This window comes from Micromonospora sp. BL1 (genome assembly GCF_003667485.1).
Taxonomy (GTDB): domain Bacteria; phylum Actinomycetota; class Actinomycetes; order Mycobacteriales; family Micromonosporaceae; genus Micromonospora; species Micromonospora tulbaghiae.
Window position 1 is genome coordinate 29691 of the sequence record NZ_RCVK01000276.1, and the last position, 14733, is coordinate 44423.

General features: G+C 74.7%; 17 protein-coding genes. 11 read left to right on the forward strand and 6 right to left on the reverse strand.

Annotation, left to right across the window (positions count from 1 at the left end; genetic code table 11):
• Positions 1–149 precede the first annotated feature (149 nt).
• Entirely contained in the window at positions 150–1742 is a 1593-nt protein-coding gene (locus tag EAD96_RS20220; protein WP_121685421.1) for an NAD(P)/FAD-dependent oxidoreductase, read from the reverse strand.
• 72 nt (positions 1743–1814) lie between these two features.
• Here EAD96_RS20220 and EAD96_RS20225 point away from each other — a divergent pair, with 72 nt between their 5' ends.
• Positions 1815–3248 (forward strand): aldehyde dehydrogenase, encoded by a 1434-nt coding sequence (locus EAD96_RS20225; protein WP_121685422.1) that lies wholly within the window; start codon positions 1815–1817, stop codon positions 3246–3248.
• Between the two features lie 73 nt (positions 3249–3321).
• Here EAD96_RS20225 and EAD96_RS20230 read toward each other — a convergent pair whose 3' ends face one another.
• Entirely contained in the window at positions 3322–3726 is a 405-nt protein-coding gene (locus tag EAD96_RS20230) for a ChaB family protein (protein WP_030499864.1), read from the reverse strand.
• Between the two features lie 138 nt (positions 3727–3864).
• Between EAD96_RS20230 and EAD96_RS20235 the strand changes: the two genes are divergently transcribed.
• The 5 genes from EAD96_RS20235 to EAD96_RS20255 all read left to right on the forward strand — a co-directional run bounded on the left by EAD96_RS20235 (position 3865) and on the right by EAD96_RS20255 (position 6624).
• Positions 3865–4896 (forward strand): YihY/virulence factor BrkB family protein, encoded by a 1032-nt coding sequence (locus EAD96_RS20235; RefSeq protein WP_121685423.1) that lies wholly within the window; start codon positions 3865–3867, stop codon positions 4894–4896.
• A gap of 57 nt (positions 4897–4953) precedes the next feature.
• Positions 4954–5370 carry a DUF2795 domain-containing protein gene (locus tag EAD96_RS20240; RefSeq protein ID WP_120570608.1) on the forward strand — a complete coding sequence of 139 codons (417 nt, stop codon included), beginning with the start codon at positions 4954–4956 and terminating at the stop codon, positions 5368–5370.
• 56 nt (positions 5371–5426) lie between these two features.
• Positions 5427–5888, forward strand: a complete 462-nt coding sequence (locus EAD96_RS20245; protein ID WP_120570609.1) for an SRPBCC family protein — start codon at positions 5427–5429, stop codon at positions 5886–5888.
• 99 nt (positions 5889–5987) lie between these two features.
• Complete coding sequence (locus tag EAD96_RS20250; RefSeq protein ID WP_162959122.1) at positions 5988–6248, forward strand: hypothetical protein; 261 nt, start codon at positions 5988–5990, stop codon at positions 6246–6248.
• A gap of 163 nt (positions 6249–6411) precedes the next feature.
• Positions 6412–6624, forward strand: a complete 213-nt coding sequence (locus EAD96_RS20255; RefSeq protein WP_018784964.1) for a hypothetical protein — start codon at positions 6412–6414, stop codon at positions 6622–6624.
• Position 6625: 1 nt separating this feature from the next.
• Here EAD96_RS20255 and EAD96_RS20260 read toward each other — a convergent pair whose 3' ends face one another.
• Entirely contained in the window at positions 6626–7072 is a 447-nt protein-coding gene (locus EAD96_RS20260; RefSeq protein ID WP_121685425.1) for a hypothetical protein, read from the reverse strand.
• Positions 7073–7236: 164 nt separating this feature from the next.
• Between EAD96_RS20260 and EAD96_RS20265 the strand changes: the two genes are divergently transcribed.
• Entirely contained in the window at positions 7237–7599 is a 363-nt protein-coding gene (locus tag EAD96_RS20265; RefSeq protein ID WP_121685426.1) for a DUF6401 family natural product biosynthesis protein, read from the forward strand.
• A gap of 60 nt (positions 7600–7659) precedes the next feature.
• Here EAD96_RS20265 and EAD96_RS20270 read toward each other — a convergent pair whose 3' ends face one another.
• The gene (locus tag EAD96_RS20270) at positions 7660–8517 is read right to left on the reverse strand and encodes a hypothetical protein (RefSeq protein WP_120570613.1); all 858 of its coding nucleotides are present in this window, start codon (positions 8515–8517) and stop codon (positions 7660–7662) included.
• Between the two features lie 199 nt (positions 8518–8716).
• Here EAD96_RS20270 and EAD96_RS20275 point away from each other — a divergent pair, with 199 nt between their 5' ends.
• The 3 genes from EAD96_RS20275 to EAD96_RS20285 all read left to right on the forward strand — a co-directional run bounded on the left by EAD96_RS20275 (position 8717) and on the right by EAD96_RS20285 (position 12948).
• Entirely contained in the window at positions 8717–10870 is a 2154-nt protein-coding gene (locus EAD96_RS20275; protein ID WP_121685427.1) for a SpoIIE family protein phosphatase, read from the forward strand.
• A 9-nt stretch (positions 10871–10879) separates the two neighbouring features.
• Positions 10880–11557 (forward strand): HAD family hydrolase, encoded by a 678-nt coding sequence (locus tag EAD96_RS20280; protein WP_120570615.1) that lies wholly within the window; start codon positions 10880–10882, stop codon positions 11555–11557.
• Between the two features lie 101 nt (positions 11558–11658).
• The gene (locus tag EAD96_RS20285; RefSeq protein WP_120570616.1) at positions 11659–12948 is read left to right on the forward strand and encodes a sodium:proton antiporter; all 1290 of its coding nucleotides are present in this window, start codon (positions 11659–11661) and stop codon (positions 12946–12948) included.
• 10 nt (positions 12949–12958) lie between these two features.
• Here EAD96_RS20285 and EAD96_RS20290 read toward each other — a convergent pair whose 3' ends face one another.
• Positions 12959–13897, reverse strand: a complete 939-nt coding sequence (locus EAD96_RS20290) for an NAD(P)/FAD-dependent oxidoreductase (protein ID WP_199733243.1) — start codon at positions 13895–13897, stop codon at positions 12959–12961.
• Positions 13898–13998: 101 nt separating this feature from the next.
• Here EAD96_RS20290 and EAD96_RS20295 point away from each other — a divergent pair, with 101 nt between their 5' ends.
• Positions 13999–14223: a DUF3072 domain-containing protein gene (locus EAD96_RS20295; protein ID WP_120573858.1), complete on the forward strand. Its 225-nt coding sequence runs from the start codon at positions 13999–14001 to the stop codon at positions 14221–14223.
• 2 nt (positions 14224–14225) lie between these two features.
• On the opposite strand, the gene EAD96_RS20300 is transcribed toward EAD96_RS20295, so the two are convergent.
• On the reverse strand, positions 14226–14726 hold the full coding sequence (locus EAD96_RS20300) for a metallophosphoesterase (RefSeq protein ID WP_121685429.1): 501 nt from the start codon (positions 14724–14726) through the stop codon (positions 14226–14228).
• Positions 14727–14733: the final 7 nt, after the last annotated feature.

Here is a 14733-nt window from a genome sequence, read left to right on the forward strand (position 1 = left end):
GTCGCTGCAGCCCCGAACACGCAGCGTGACGCATCCTGGACGGCCGTCAGCCGTCGCGGGCAGCCCGTAGATCTTGGTAGGAAACGGCCCCCATAGGGGCACTTTCGTACCAAGATCTACGGCTGCATCCGGGTGGAGACGCGGTCGGGTCAGCGGTAGACGGTGCGGTGGGCGGCGGCGATCGTCCGGGCGTACACCGCGCCGGTGACGGCCCGGTCGCGGGCCAGCGCGGCGCGCGCCGCGTTCGCCCCCGGCGCGCCGTGGACGCCGCCGCCGGGATGCGCGGAGGCGCTGGCCAGGTAGAGCCGGTCCACCGGGGTGTCGGCCCGGCCCAGGCCGGGGATCGGCCGCAGGAACAACTGCTGGTACGCGGCGGCGGTGCCGCCGCCCAGCGCTCCACCGACCAGGCTCGGCTCGGCGGCCTCCAGGTCGGCCGGGCCGGCCACGTGCCGCCCGACGATCGACGCCCGGAAACCCGGCGCCGCCGCCTCCAGCACCTCCTCCATCCGCTCCACGTGCCCCACCACTTCCTCGGCCCGCCAGTTCCGGCGGAACGGCAGGTGGGTGTAGGACCAGAGCGACTCGGTGCCGGGCGGTGAGTGGCTCGGGTCGGCCACCGACATCTGCCCCACCAGCAGGAACGGATCCCGCGGCAGCTCACCGCGGGCCAGCTCGGCCGCGTACGTGGTGAGGCCGTCGAGGTCTGCGCCCAGGTGCACGGTGCCGGCGCCGGCCAGGCCGCGGTTCTTCCACGGCACCGGCGCGGACAGCGCCCAGTCGACCTTGAGCGTCGAGCCGTCCCACTTGAAGTGCGCCAGGTCCTCGACCATCCGGGGCGGCAGCGCCGCCGCGCCGACCAGGTCGAGGAAGAGCGCCGGCGCCGGCACGTCGGCGAGCACCGCGCGCCGGGCCCGCCAGTCGGTGCCACCAGCGGTGCGGACGCCCATCGCCCGGCCCCGGGCGGTGAGCACCCGCTCGACCCGGGCGCCGTACGTGATCCGCCCGCCCCGCTCGACCAGACGGGTCACGAGCGCGTCGGTGATCCGCTGGGCGCCGCCGACCGGCACCGGCCAGCCGACCTGCTGGCCGAGCATGGCGAGCAGCCAGCCGTAGACGCCGGAGCCGGCCTCCTCCGGGGACAGGTCGGTGTGCAGGGCGCACCCGGCCAGCAGCACGGTGCCGCCCTCGCCCTCGAACAGCTCGGCGCCGAGCTTGCGGACCGGGAGCACGAGGCGGCGGCCGAGCCGGAGCGCGCCGCCGACCCGGAGCTGCCGCAGCAGGCCCAGCCCGCCGCGCACCGGCGGGAACGGGGTGGTGATGGTCTGCAGCATCGGCTGGGCGACCTGGCACCAGTCCGCGTACGCGTGCCGCCAGCGCTCCCCGTCACCGGGGGCGAACGCCTCCAGCGAGGCGGCGGTGACGTCCAGGTCGCGGTTGACCACCGCGGCGCGGCCGTCGGGCAGCAGGTGTGCCAGCACGTCCGGCGCGTGCGTCCAGGACAGGCCGTGCCGTTCCAGGTCCAGCCCGTCGAGCACCGGGGAGGCGTAGCCGAGCGGGTAGAAGGAGCTGTAGAGGTCGCTGAGGTAACCGGGCGCGGTCACGTACGCGGAGCGGACGGCCCCGCCGGGCGCCTCGGTGGCCTCCAGGACCTCGACGTCCCAGCCGGCGTCCACGAGCAGGTTCGCGGCCACCAGCCCGTTGTGCCCGGCCCCGATGACGACGGCGTCTGCGGTGGAGGTCATCGGATCCGCCTACCCGGCCGCTCACCGGGCGAAACGCGTTTGCCCCGCCCAGGCCGGGGCAAGCATGGCCGCATGTACACGGTTGCGCAGCTCATTGGTGGAGTGTGGGGCGCCGGCGGCGAGGGCGGCGAGCTGGTCGTCCACGATCCGGCGGACGGGTCGCCGGTGACGCGGGCGCCGGTCGCCACCGCCGACGAGGTGGCCAAGGCGGTGGAGGCGGCCCGGGGCGCGGCGGCGGAGTGGGCGGCGACCGCACCCGCGGAACGGGCCGCGGCGCTGCACCGGGCGGCCGACGCGGTCGAGGCGGCGGCCGGCGAGCTGGCCGAGGCGACCACGGCGGAGATGGGCAAGCCGCTCGACGACGCGCGGGGCGGGGTGGATGCGGCCATCGGCACGCTGCGACAGTACGCCGAACTGGCCCCGCTGCGGGGCGGCCGGACGCTGCACGGCGCGCACGACGCCCTGGACTTCATGGCCCCCGAGCCGCGTGGCGTGGTCGCCGCGATCACCCCGTGGAACGACCCGGTGGCGGTGTCCTGCGGACTGCTCGGCGCGGCCCTGGTCACCGGCAACGTGGTGGTCTACAAGCCGAGCGAGCGGACCCCTGCCACCGGCTGGCTGCTGGCCCGCGCGCTGGACTCGGCGTTGCCGGCCGGTGTGCTGTCGCTGCTCACCGGCGGCGGCGAGGTGGGCGCCGCGCTGGCCGGGCAGGAGCTGGACGTGATCGCCCACGTCGGTTCCACCGCCACCGGCCGGGCGATCGCCGCCGCGGGCGCGCGCACCGGGGCGAAGGTGCTGCTGGAGAACGGCGGCAGCGACCCGCTCGTGGTGGACGCGGACGTCGACCCGGTCTGGGCGGCCGAACAGGCGGCGCTCGGCTGCTTCGCCAACGCCGGTCAGATCTGCGTGGCGGTGGAGCGGATCTACGTGCACCGCGACGTCGCCGAGGGTTTCCTGGACGCGCTCGTGGCGCGCGCCGAGGCGCTCACCGTGGGCTCCGGCCGTGACCCGGGCACGCAGCTCGCGCCGCTGGTCGACCGGCGGCACCGGGACCACGTACACGGGCAGGTCACCGCCGCGCTCGCCGACGGCGCCCGGGTACGCACCGGCGGTGTGCTGCCGGACGGGCCCGGCGCGTTCTACCCGGCCACCGTCATCGAGGGCTGCCGCCACGACATGGCGCTGGTCCGCGAGGAGACGTTCGGGCCGGTCGCCCCGGTGGTGGTGGTCGACTCGTTCAGCGAGGGGTTGCGCTGTGCGGCCGACTCCCCGTACGGCCTGGCCGCCACCGTGCTGACCGGTTCGATGAGCCACGCCCAGCGCGCCTGGCGGGAGCTGCCGGTCGGCACCGTGAAGATCAACTCCGTGTTCGGCGGGGCGCCCGGCGGCGCGGCCCAGCCGCGCCGGGGCAGCGGGCAGGGCTTCGGGTACGGCCCGGAACTGCTGGACGAGTTCAGCACAGTGAAGGCGGTGCACCTGGAGGCGCCGGGCGGCGGCCACTGGTGAGACCGTACGACTGAGACCGGACGACACGAGCCCGGGACCGCATCGGTCCCGGGCTCGGCGCGTACCCCAGGGGTCAACGACCCCCGCGGGCCTTGCGGGTCGCGTTGTTGTTGGCCTTCTCGATCGCCTTGACCAGTTCCGGCTTGGTCATCCGGGACCGGCCGCGCACGTCCAGCTTCTTCGCCACCTCCATGAGGTGGTCCTTGGTGGCGTTGGCGTCCACCCCGCCGGCCGTCGGCGCGCGCCGGGCCGGGCCGCCGCCCTCGGCCTGCTTGTCGCTGGGCCCCTTGCGGCCCTTGGGCTCCCAGTGGTCGCCCACCTTCTCGAACTCGTGCTTGACCGCGGCGAAGGCGGTGCGGTGCGCCCGCTCCCCCTCGCCGTACGTCTCGACCGCCGAGTCGTGCGTCTTCTCCCAGGTCCGCTGCGCCTTCGCCGGGGAGCGCCGCAGCGTGCTGGGCAGTACCTCGCGCCCGGGCATCTCGTCCTCCTGGAGTCTCGATCGGGTGTCTGGTGTGGTTCCCTCCCGCCCGGCGGGCAAACCGGCACCCGGTTTGTCGATTTCCCCCCGGGGGTACCGCCCGCCCACGCCCGGTGGCGGGGCCTGGAGGAGGCGGACATGACCGTGACGACACCACAGACGGTCGGCGGCCGGACGCGGTCGCGTCTCCCGCGGCGGATCCGCCAGCTCAACTGGCGCACCTGGCGCGGTGTGCTGGTGCGCAGCGGCAAGGGTTTCGTCACGGACAACTGCGCCGACTGGGCCGCGGCGCTCACCTACTACGGCGTGCTGGCGCTGTTCCCGTCCACGATCGTGGTGGTCGCGCTGGTCGGCCTGGTCTCCGACGGCCCGCGCACCGTCGACACCGTGATCGACCTGGCCCGGGAGATCGGCGCCGGCTCGGTGGTCGGCAACGACGCGTTCGTGGGCGTGGTCCGCAACGTGGTCGAGCAGCAGGGCTCGGCGAAGGTGCTGCTCAGCTTCGGTCTGCTCGGCGCGCTCTGGTCGGCGTCCGGGTTCATCGGCGCGTTCACCCGCGCCTCCAACGCGATCTACGGGGTACGGGAGGGCCGCCCGTTCTACCGGCTGCGCCCGTTGCAGATCGGCATGGCCGCGGTGACGCTGGTGCTGCTGGCAGTGGTCGCCACCGGGCTGATCGTCAGCGGCCCGGTCACCGACGCGGTGGGTGACCTGGTGAACGCCGGCGCGGTGGCCCGTACGACGTGGTCGGTGGCGAAGTGGCCGCTGCTCGCGGTGGTCGCCATGACGCTGCTGTCGCTGCTGTTCTGGATCGCCCCGAACGTGCGCCAGCCGCGGTTCCGCTGGCTCACCCCGGGCGGCGCGCTGGCGCTCGTGGTCTGGGTGCTCGCCTCCTTCGGCTTCGGCCTGTACGTGGCGAACTTCGGCTCGTACGACGTGACGTACGGCAGTCTCGGCGCGGTCATCGCCTTCCTGGTGTGGCTCTACCTGTCCAACTGCGCGCTGATGCTCGGCGTGCAGGTGAACGCCGAGCTGCAACGCGGGCGGGCGATGCAGGCCGGGGTCGAGGAACCGGACGACCCGGTGCTGCCGCCGCGCGCCCCGGCCGACGAGGACAAGGCAGCGAAGGCGGACGGGGAGAAGACGGCCGACCGGTTGCCGCCCGGATGACCGGCTCCCCCGGCCGGCGCCGGTTTACCGGCGGCCCCCCGGGGCATCTCCCAAGGCATGGAACGTGGCAGCAGCAAGCACTCGCCCAGGGTCGACGACCAGATGAGCAGCGAGGTCAGCGGTCTCGTCCAGGGACCGGGCACCGGCGGCTCGCGGGCCGAGGAGTTCCGGATCCCCGAGCCGGCCGGCGAGGACCAGCCGGAGGCCACCACCGCGCCGGCCGGGGAGTTGCGCAGCGGCGCGCCGCAGGGCATGAGCTCCGAGGACGTCGAGGCGCGCAGCCGACTGGGACGGTTCATCACCATGACCGCCCTGCCCGGTGACCGGGAGACGCTGCTGGCCAACGCGCGGGAGAACGAGGCGCCGGCGGACATCGTCGCCGCCCTGGAGACCCTGCCCGAGGGCACCCGTTACCAGACCATCTCCGAGGTGTGGGCCGCACTCGGGCACAGGAACGAGACGACGCGCTGGTGAGCGGGCCGGCCCACGGCCCGTACGTAGACACCCAGCGGAACAGGAGGAACCCCGACATGAGCGGCGTTACCGAGCACGTGGACGTGGACGTCCCGATCCGGACCGCGTACGACCAGTGGACCCAGTTCGAGGAGTTCCCGCACTTCATGGAGGGTGTGCAGGAGGTCCGGCAGCTCTCGGACACGATGACCCACTGGACCGTCGAGATCGCGGGCGTGAAGCGCGAGTTCGACGCCGAGATCACCGAGCAGCTGCCCGACGAGCGGGTGGCCTGGCGCTCCACCGGCGGCACCCAGCAGGCGGGCGTGGTGACGTTCCACCGCCTCGACGAGGGGCACACCCGGGTCACGCTCCAGATGGAATTCGAGCCGCACGGCGTGGTCGAGCAGGCCGGCGACAAGCTGGGCGTGGTCGACCGGCGCGCCAAGGGCGACCTGGAGCGGTTCAAGCAGTTCATCGAGCGGCGCGGTCAGGAGACCGGCGCCTGGCGCGGCGCGGTCGACCGGCCGACCCCCTGATCCATCCCCCGTACCCGAGTTTCGATGGCCGCCGGCGATGCCGGCGGCCATCGCCGTGCCCGGCCGTTTGCGATCATCCGGTCCGGGTACCGCAGGGGAATGACCGACAACGACCGCCAGTGGCGCGACGAGGACCGTACTCCCCTGCACGAGCTGGACCAGGCCGTCGCCCGGTCGGCCACGGACGGCCAGGGCGACGACGTCACCGCGAACGACGCCGGCGAGGAGGCCGCGTTCGGCCACGGCCCGGAGGCGGTGGACCGGGGCGCGGGCGCCGAGGCCGAGCGCCGTGAGATGACCGACGCGGACCGGGCCTACCGGCCGTCGACGATCGGCCGGACCGGCCCGGACAGCATGTGACTCCGCCGGCTGCGGGCATCAGTGCCGATGCCCGCGGCCGCCGGATTCATGCTCGGCCGAAACGACAAAAAGTGCGGTACGGACGGCCGGGAAAACGGACAGCCCATCTAGAATCGGCCGAACGGCTGACGGCACTCCCCCCGATGCGCGCAAGACTTTCGGGATGCAACAGGGCTCCGGTTTCCTCTCCAACCGTCAGCGCAAGCTCGCCTGGCTGGGCTTCCTGCTCGCCGCGATCCAGGCTCCCGTCTCCGCCCGGTTCACCGAGGACAGCTCCTGGCTGTTCAGCCTGGTGGTGGCGCTGATGGTCGCGACCGTGATCATCGCCGACGACGGCGCCCGCCGCCGCCCGGCCGAAGCACGCTCCTCCGACTGAGTCAGCGTGTGCCGGGGCGCGCCTCGTGCCCCGGCATCCCCCGGCTGCGGCGCCGCTCCTTCATCTCCGCCTCGTAGAGGTGCCGCCGGCCCTCGACCAGCTCGTCGCGGGCCTGCCGGTCCAGCTCCCGGAAGAGCGCGTAGTAGCCGTCGTCGAAGTCCTCGACGATCTGGAACGTCCAGCGCCCGGCGATGACGTTGCGGCCGAGCAGTTCCGTGTCGATCCGTTCGGCGAGCGCCGGATGGCCGGCGGAGCGGAACATCGCCACCGCGTCGTCGAGCATCAGGTCGGCGTGGCCGATGAGCTGGTGCAGCTCGTACAGGTGGCCGCGGGCCCGCTCGACGCACTCCAGGGCCTCGCTGAGCTTGCCCAGCGCCTCGACCGTGGCGTCACTCACTCCGTCCGGGCGCCGGTGTGCCCGGTCCGGTCCGTCGGCCCGCTGTCCCATCGTGTCCCTCCGTGACCCCGATCGTGTGGTCTGCGTACCGGACTTCTGCCCCCGCACGGGCGACTCAATCCCGGCGGACGAGGCGGCCGCTCCCCCGGGACGACCCGGGCATCCGCCGCTCGGCCGAGGTCGGCCCGCGGTGACCGGCGATAGCCTCGGACACCATGCGCGTGCCGAACAACCGGGTCGCGACCCGCTCCGCGGCGGTGGCCGCGCGGTCGACCCTCACCACGCTTACCGCCGCCGTCGGCACCGCCGGCCTCGCCGCGGCCCACGCCAACCCCGGGCTGCTCGCCGAGGTCGACCAGCACGCGGCGGGGGTACGCGACAGCCTCGACGGCGACCGCCGCCCGCTGACCGTGGCGGCGCTCGCCGGGTACGCCGAAGGGCTGCGCGACGCGGCGTCGGAGCACGGGTGGACGCCGCCCACGGAGCCGGTGGACTGGTCCGAGCCGGACTGGGTGCTCACCCGCCTGCTCGCGGTCTGCCTGCTGGCCCGCGGGCTGGACCCGCGTCACCTGGCCTGACCCGGACACGGCTACGGGGCGCCCGCGATCGCCCCGCGGACACCCCGTCACCCGTTGCCGTCAGCCGCCCGGCCGACGGAACTGCTGCGTCTGGTCCCCTGCCTCGCCGGAGCGGTACGTGCCCGCGCCCGACATCGGCTGCGGTCCGGCCGGCGTCGGCTGCCCGCCCCGGTCGGCCTGCTGCCGTTCGTAGTCGCCACGACCGGCCTGCTGGGCCTGCCGCTGCTCCCGGAACGCCCGGGACTCCTCCGAGGCCCGGTGCAGCCACCCGTCCCAGCGGTCCTGCATCGGCTTGACCAGACCACCACCGACACCGACGATCAGGATGCCGGCCACGGTGGCGAGGAACGCCACCAGCACCGGTGTGGTCACCGTGGTGGCGATGCCCACCTGGTTCAGCGCAGCGATCACGCCGAGCGCCAAGATGAAGATCGCCGTCACGTCGGCCAGCACGCGGCCGTACGAGAGCCCGCCCAGCGCGCCGGAGACCAGGTCCCGGACGGCGTTGGCGATGGCAGCCGCGATCACCACGATCACGATCGCCACGAAGGCCCGCGGCAGCCAGGACACCACCCCGCGGATCAGGTCGCTGATCGCGTTCGGTCCCCACACCCCGAAGGCGAACTGCAGGGTGAACAGCAGGACCGCGTAGTAGGCCAGTTTGGCCAGGATGTCGCTGGCGTCGTACTTGGTGCGTTCCAGGGCCCGTTTGATGCCGCCGCGCTCGACGGCGCGGTCGAATCCGACCCGTTCCAGTGCCGCGTCCACGATTTTGAGGACGGCTCGGGCGATGAGCCAACCCACGACGAGAATCGCGATGAACGCGATCGCCCGCGGTACGAAGAGCAGCACCGACCTCCAGAAGTCGGTCCAGGCCGCACCGATGTCGACCTGCCCGACCGCGAGGGTTTTCGGCATGATGTCCCTCCTGTCGCGTGAACTGCGCCGCCCGCATACCCGGTGGCCTGGGCAGCACGCCGGGCCGGACCGGGGCAATTTCCCGACATGCCCCACCGAACCGCCCTGACCTGCCCGAACGTCCGCGCCACCGGGCACCCGCACCCGCCACGGACGCATGATCGGAACCCCCCGGCCACGCTCCGGTTAGGCTGCGGTCATGCCAGGCACCGTCGGTCGGGTTCCCACACCGTCCGCCCCCGCACCGGGAGCGCCCACCGATCCCGTCGTCGGCGGGCAGGCGGCCGGGGCCGCCCACCCGTGGGCCGGCACGCCGCTGGGCGCCCCGCACACCTGGGACCCCGCGGTACGCGCCGTGACCGACGTGGTGCTCGCCTCCCCGGTGCCGATGGCCCTGCTCCTCGGCGACGACCTGGTGGTCTTCTACAACGACGGCTACGCCGAGCTGATCGGCGACCGGCACCCGGACGCGCTGGGCCGGCCGGCGGCCGAGGCGTTCGCCGAGGTGTGGCGCGACCCGGGCGCCGGTGAGGCGCTGGAACGGGTCTACCGGAACGGCGAGCCGTTCCTGCAGCGGGAGGCGGTGCTGCCGGCCGACCGGCAGGGCCCCGCCGAGCCGGCCGTGTTCACCCGGGGCCACTGCCCGGTACGCGACTCCACCGGCCGCATCGTCGGCGTGCTCACCGTCTCGGCGCAGACCACCCAGCTGACCCAGCAGTTGCAGAGCCTGAGCGACTTCGCGGCGGCGCTGGCCGGCACGCTCACGCTCGACGACGTCGCGCGGGTGACGCTGCGCTACTGCCTGCACTCCTTCGACGCCGACCGGGTGTCCTTCGCGGTGGACGAGGGCAGCGCCTGGCGGCTGGTCCGCCGCATCCGCGGCGAGCTGCTCGACGAGGCCGACGAGCGGCTGCCTCCGCTATGGCGCCGGATGTCCGCCGAGTCGGCGCTGCCGGCGGTGGTGACCGCGCGCAGCGGCGTGGCCTCGTTCATCGCCGACGGGCAGCCGCTGCGCGGCGTCGCGGCGGACCGGCACGACGAGAAGATCAGCGCGCTGGCGGCGCTGCCGCTGCGCACCACAGTGGTGCGGGGTTCGCTCACGGTGGGCTACCGGACGCCGCGTCCCTGGTCCCCCGCCGAACGGGCGCTGCTGACCGCGTCCGCGGAGCTGGTCGGCCAGGCCGCCGAGCGGGCCCGCCGCTTCGAGACCCAGCACGGCACCGCCCAGATGCTGCAACGCAGCATGCTGCCGGAGCGGCTGCCGGACCTGCCCCGGCTGCGGATCGCCGCCCGCTACGACCCGGGCGTGGACGGCAACGCGGCCGGCGGCGACTTCTACGACGCGTTCCTGCTGCCCACCGGCGCGCTGGGCGTGGTGCTGGGCGACGTGGCCGGGCACGACGTTCAGGCCGCCGCCCGGATGGGCCAGGTACGCGCCGCGCTGCGCGCGCTCGCCCTGGTCGATCCCCGCCCGGACGCGGTGCTCGACGGCCTGGACCGGCTGGTGGCCAGCCTCGGCGTCGAGGGCGGCACCCAGGAGCTGTTCGTGACGGTGGTCTTCGGCGTGGTCGAGGCCGACCGGGAGCGGATCACGCTGGCCAGCGCCGGTCATCCCGCGCCGCTGATCCGGCGCGCCGGGCCCGACGCGGCGGTTGCCGAGTTCGTGGACGTGCCGCCCGCTCCTCCGCTGGGCCTGGGTGGGCGGGCGCGTACCGCCACCGTGCCGTTCCGGCCCGGCGACACCCTGCTGCTCTACAGCGACGGCGTGGTGGAGCGGCGCTGGCAGGACCTGACCGCCGGGATGGCCGGGCTGGGCGCGGCGGTGACCGGGGCGGCCGGCGGCGATCCGCGCGCGCTCTGCGCGGTGGCGACCGCGTCGGTGCCGGGCGCCACCGAGGACGACGTGGCGGTGCTCGCGGTGGAGTACGCGGTGCGCCCCAGCCGGTCGGCGAGCATGGAGGTGCCGGCCGAGCCGACCGCGCCGAGCCGGGTCCGGCACTGGATGACCGCGCAGCTCGGCGAGTGGCAGGTGCCCGAGGCGGTGATCGGCGCGGCGGTGCTGTGCACCAGCGAGCTGACCACGAACGCGCTGCTGCACGCCGGCACCGCCGCCCGGGTCGAGGTCGACCTGTCCGCGGAGCGGCTGCTGGTGTCGGTGGCCGACTCGGGCACCCGGGGTCAGGTCACCCGGGCGCAGACCGACACGCTCAGCAGCCGGGGCCGCGGGCTCGGCCTGATCGAGGAGCTGAGCGACGCCTGGGGCACCGACCCGACCGTACGCGGCTCGACGGTCTGGTTCGAGATCCTCATTCCCGCGGGTGAGCCGCGCGTCGGCGACGCCCCGGGCGGGTAGAAGCCGGGCATGGCCGACGACAAGCGACGCGGTGTCCTCTTCGACGTGGACGGCACCCTGGTCGACACGACGTACCTGCACACGGTGAGCTGGTGGGAGGCGCTGCGCCAGGCCGACCACCGGGTGCCGATGGCGCGGATCCACAGGTCCATCGGCATGGGCTCGGACAAGCTGCTCGACCACCTGCTGGGCGCGGAGCGGGACCGGGACGCCGACGGCCGGCTGCGCGACGCGCACGACGCGCTCTACGCCGAGTACTGGGAGCGGCTGGCGCCGCTGCCCGGTGCGCGGGAGCTGCTGCGCGCCTGCGCGGAGCGCGGACTGCGGGTGGTGCTGGCGACCTCGGCCGCCGAGCACGAGGTGACCGCGCTGCGCGCCGCGCTGGACGTGGACGACGTGATCGACTCGGTCACCTCGTCGGCCGACGCGCAGGAGAGCAAGCCGGCGCCGGACATCCTGGTCGCCGCGCTGGACCAGTCGGGGCTGGCCGCGGAGCGGGTGGTGTTCGTCGGCGACTCGGTCTGGGACGTGGCCGCCGCCGGCAAGCTGGACATCCCCTGCATCGGCCTGACCTGCGGCGGGACCGGCCGGGCGGAGCTGGCCGGCGCGGGCGCGGTGGCGGTCTACGACGACCCGGCGGCGCTGCTGCACGCCCTGCCGGACAGCGCCATCGCGACGCTCGGCTGACCGGCCGTCCGATCGGCCGGCGGGCGCAGGCTTAGCCGGGCCCGCTTCGGGGCACTGCTGGACTCCGCCGCCCGGCCGACGGGCGACCGAAGGGTGGTGTCGTGGAACCGGTCGATGTCGCGTTCGCTCTGCTGGGCGTCGGTGCGCTGCTGGCCGGGGTGCTGCCCCGGGTCCTGGAGAGACGGCCGCTGTCGATGCCGATCGCGTTCCTCGGGCTCGGCATGCTCGTGTTCGTGCTGCCCACCGGTCTGCCCACACCGGACCCGCTGCGCTGGCCGGAGCTGACCACCCACCTCACCGAGGTCGGGGTGATCGTCGCGCTGATGGGTGCCGGCCTGAAGATCGACCGTCCGCTGAGCTGGGCCCGCTGGTCGTCGACCTGGCGGCTGCTGGCGATCGCCATGCCGCTGTGCATCGCCGCGGTGGCGCTGCTCGGCTGGTGGTGGGCCGGGCTGGTGCCGGCCGCCGCGCTGCTGCTCGGCGCGGCGCTCGCGCCCACCGACCCGGTGCTCGCCTCCGACGTGCAGGTGGGCGAACCGACCGATGTGGAGGACTCGGAGGACGAGGTGCGCTTCGCGCTCACCTCGGAGGCGGGCCTGAACGACGGCCTGGCGTTCCCGTTCGTGTACGCGGCCATCGCGATCGCCACCACCGGGCTCGCGCCCTCCGGCTGGCTGGGCGAGTGGTTCGCCGTGGACGTGCTCTACAAGCTCGCCGCCGGGGTGGGCGGCGGGCTGCTCGTCGGCTGGCTGCTCGGCAAGCTGTTCTTCCGCGCCCCGAGCAAGCTGCGGCTGGCCAAGCACTCCGAGGGCTTCCTCGCGCTGGCCGCGACGTTCCTCGCGTACGGGCTGGTCGAGGTGATCGGCGGGTACGGCTTCCTGGCCGTGTTCGTGGCCGCCCGCGCGATCCGGGCCGCCGAGCGTACGCACGAGTTCCACTCCGTGCTGCACGACTTCGCCGAGCAGGTGGAGCGGCTGCTCACCGTGCTGTTGCTGCTGCTGTTCGGCGGCGCCGTGATCGGCGGGCTGCTCGCGCCGCTGACCTGGCCGGCGGCGCTGGCCGGGCTGGCCCTGGTGCTGGTGATCCGGCCGCTGGCGGGGTGGCTGTCGCTGCGCGGGGCGCCGGGCAAGCCGGCCGAGCACTGGGTGATCTCGTTGTTCGGCATCCGCGGCGTCGGCTCGTTCTACTACCTGGCGTACGCCACCAGCAAGACCGACTTCCCGCAGGCGGATCTGGTCTGGGCCACCGTCGGTCTCGTGGTGGTGGTGTCGGTGGTGGCGCACGGCATCGCCGCGACACCGGTGATGCAGTTGCTGGACCGGGAGGGCGAACGCACCGGCGAGGACACGCGGGCCGGGTCGGCGGCGCAACCCGTGGGCGCCACCGGCTGAGCCGGGACGTTCAGGCCAGCCGGGCGGCGAGCGCGCGTCCCAGGTCCCGGCCGGAGCGCCAGGCGGTCTGTACGCGCGGGCGGCCGAACGCGTCACCGGCCAGGCCGATCCCGTCGTCGTCCAGGTGGAACGTGGCGCTCCCGGCGTGCGCCGCGGGGGTCGCGTACGTCCAGCGGTGCACGTGGGCCGCCACGGCCGGCTCGGGCAGTCCGAGCAGGTCGCGGACCGCCTGCTCGATCGCCGGCCGGGCGGCGGTGGGCTGGAGCAGGTGCCCGGTCGCGAACTCGGCCGTGGTGTGCGCGACCAGCACCGGCGCGCCGTCGCCGCGCCGGTCGCCGTCGTCGCAGACCAGGCCGAGCACGGGGTGGTCGTTGACGAACGCGCCCCGGAAGTCCGCCCAGCGGCGGGCCGGGAAGTGCAGCACCCCGCTCAGCGCCGGCGACCACCGCTGCGCGGCCACCGCCCGGGTCGCCTCGGCCAGCGCCGGGTCCAGCAGCAGCGCGGCCTGCGGGCCGGGCATGGCGAGCACGACCGCCTCGGCGTCGGTGCCGTCCACCCGGGGGCCGGGCTCGACCGTCATCACCAGCCGGTCGTGCGTCACCGGCAGGTCGCCGGCCAGGTGCTCGACGAGCGAGCGCAGCCCGCGCGGGGCGGCCCAGCGCATCGGGCCGGTGACCTGCTCGCGCCCGCCCGGCCCGTACGCGGCGAGCGTGTCGGTCCACTCCCGCGCCAGCCCGGCGGCCCGCCACCGGTCCACCACGGCGGCGAAGTCCGGGTCGTCGACTGTGAAGTACGCGGCGCCCAGGTCGGCCGGGCGGCCGTCGAAGCGTCTGCTGGCCATCCGCCCGCCGGTGACCCGGGCGCGTTCGCGCACCCGTACCGGCACACCGGCCCGCGCCAGCTCGGTCGCGCACGCCACCCCGGCGATGCCCGCACCGACCACCACCACGCCCGTCCGGTCCGCCGTCACCAGGTGATCGTAGGCGGCGGGCGGCATGAACCCGCCGGGCCGGGGGTAGTGGTACACCTGTTCGAGGAGAGGTGATCGACATGGCCGACCGCAACAACACCAGCGGCAGGAACGTGAACCCGGACGCCGCCGTCAAGGACCCGGACGACTGGGTCACCGGCGACGAGCCGCCCACCGCCGCCCAGGAGTCGTACCTGCACACCCTGGCCCAGGAGGCGGGCGAGCCGGTGCCGGAGGGCCTGACCAAGGCCGAGGCGTCCCGGCGGATCGACGAGCTCCAGGCTGAGACCGGCCGGGGCCGCTGAGGTCAGCGCGGGGGCAGGCGGTGCAGTTCGACCCGGTCGAGCCGCCCCGCCGCCACCCGCGCCGTCAGATACGTGGCGTACGGCTGCGCCCGCCGGTCGGTGGGTGAGCCGGGGTTGAGCAGGCGCAGACCGCCCGGGGCGACGCTGTCCCAGGGGATGTGCGAGTGCCCGAAGACGAGCAGGTCGCAGTCGCCGTACGCGGCGGCGCAGCGCTCCTCGCGGCGGGTCTTCGGGCCGGTCTCGTGCACCACGGCGACCCGCAGGCCGTCCAGCTCGACGCGGGCCACCTCGGGCAGCCGGGCGCGCAGGTCGGGGCCGTCGTTGTTGCCGTACACCCCGACCAGCCGGCGTGACCGCTCCTCCAGCGCGTCCAGCAGCGCGACGTCCACCCAGTCCCCGGCGTGCACCACCACGTCCGCGGCCTCCACGGCCGCCCACAGCACCGCCGGAAGGTCCCGCGCCCGCTTCGGCACATGCGTGTCCGCCATGATCACGAGATCCACCCCCTCA

Excerpts from the sequence above, each read along its gene's own strand:
- EAD96_RS20220 (WP_121685421.1), bottom strand. The coding sequence starts at position 1,742 with ATGACCTCCACCGCAGACGCCGTCGTCATCGGGGCCGGGCACAACGGG.
- EAD96_RS20225 (WP_121685422.1), top strand. The coding sequence starts at position 1,815 with ATGTACACGGTTGCGCAGCTCATTGGTGGAGTGTGGGGCGCCGGCGGC.
- EAD96_RS20230 (WP_030499864.1), bottom strand. The coding sequence starts at position 3,726 with ATGCCCGGGCGCGAGGTACTGCCCAGCACGCTGCGGCGCTCCCCGGCG.
- EAD96_RS20235 (WP_121685423.1), top strand. The coding sequence starts at position 3,865 with ATGACCGTGACGACACCACAGACGGTCGGCGGCCGGACGCGGTCGCGT.
- EAD96_RS20240 (WP_120570608.1), top strand. The coding sequence starts at position 4,954 with ATGGAACGTGGCAGCAGCAAGCACTCGCCCAGGGTCGACGACCAGATG.
- EAD96_RS20245 (WP_120570609.1), top strand. The coding sequence starts at position 5,427 with ATGAGCGGCGTTACCGAGCACGTGGACGTGGACGTCCCGATCCGGACC.
- EAD96_RS20250 (WP_162959122.1), top strand. The coding sequence starts at position 5,988 with ATGACCGACAACGACCGCCAGTGGCGCGACGAGGACCGTACTCCCCTG.
- EAD96_RS20255 (WP_018784964.1), top strand. The coding sequence starts at position 6,412 with ATGCAACAGGGCTCCGGTTTCCTCTCCAACCGTCAGCGCAAGCTCGCC.
- EAD96_RS20260 (WP_121685425.1), bottom strand. The coding sequence starts at position 7,072 with ATGGGACAGCGGGCCGACGGACCGGACCGGGCACACCGGCGCCCGGAC.
- EAD96_RS20265 (WP_121685426.1), top strand. The coding sequence starts at position 7,237 with ATGCGCGTGCCGAACAACCGGGTCGCGACCCGCTCCGCGGCGGTGGCC.
- EAD96_RS20270 (WP_120570613.1), bottom strand. The coding sequence starts at position 8,517 with ATGCCGAAAACCCTCGCGGTCGGGCAGGTCGACATCGGTGCGGCCTGG.
- EAD96_RS20275 (WP_121685427.1), top strand. The coding sequence starts at position 8,717 with ATGCCAGGCACCGTCGGTCGGGTTCCCACACCGTCCGCCCCCGCACCG.
- EAD96_RS20280 (WP_120570615.1), top strand. The coding sequence starts at position 10,880 with ATGGCCGACGACAAGCGACGCGGTGTCCTCTTCGACGTGGACGGCACC.
- EAD96_RS20295 (WP_120573858.1), top strand. The coding sequence starts at position 13,999 with ATGGCCGACCGCAACAACACCAGCGGCAGGAACGTGAACCCGGACGCC.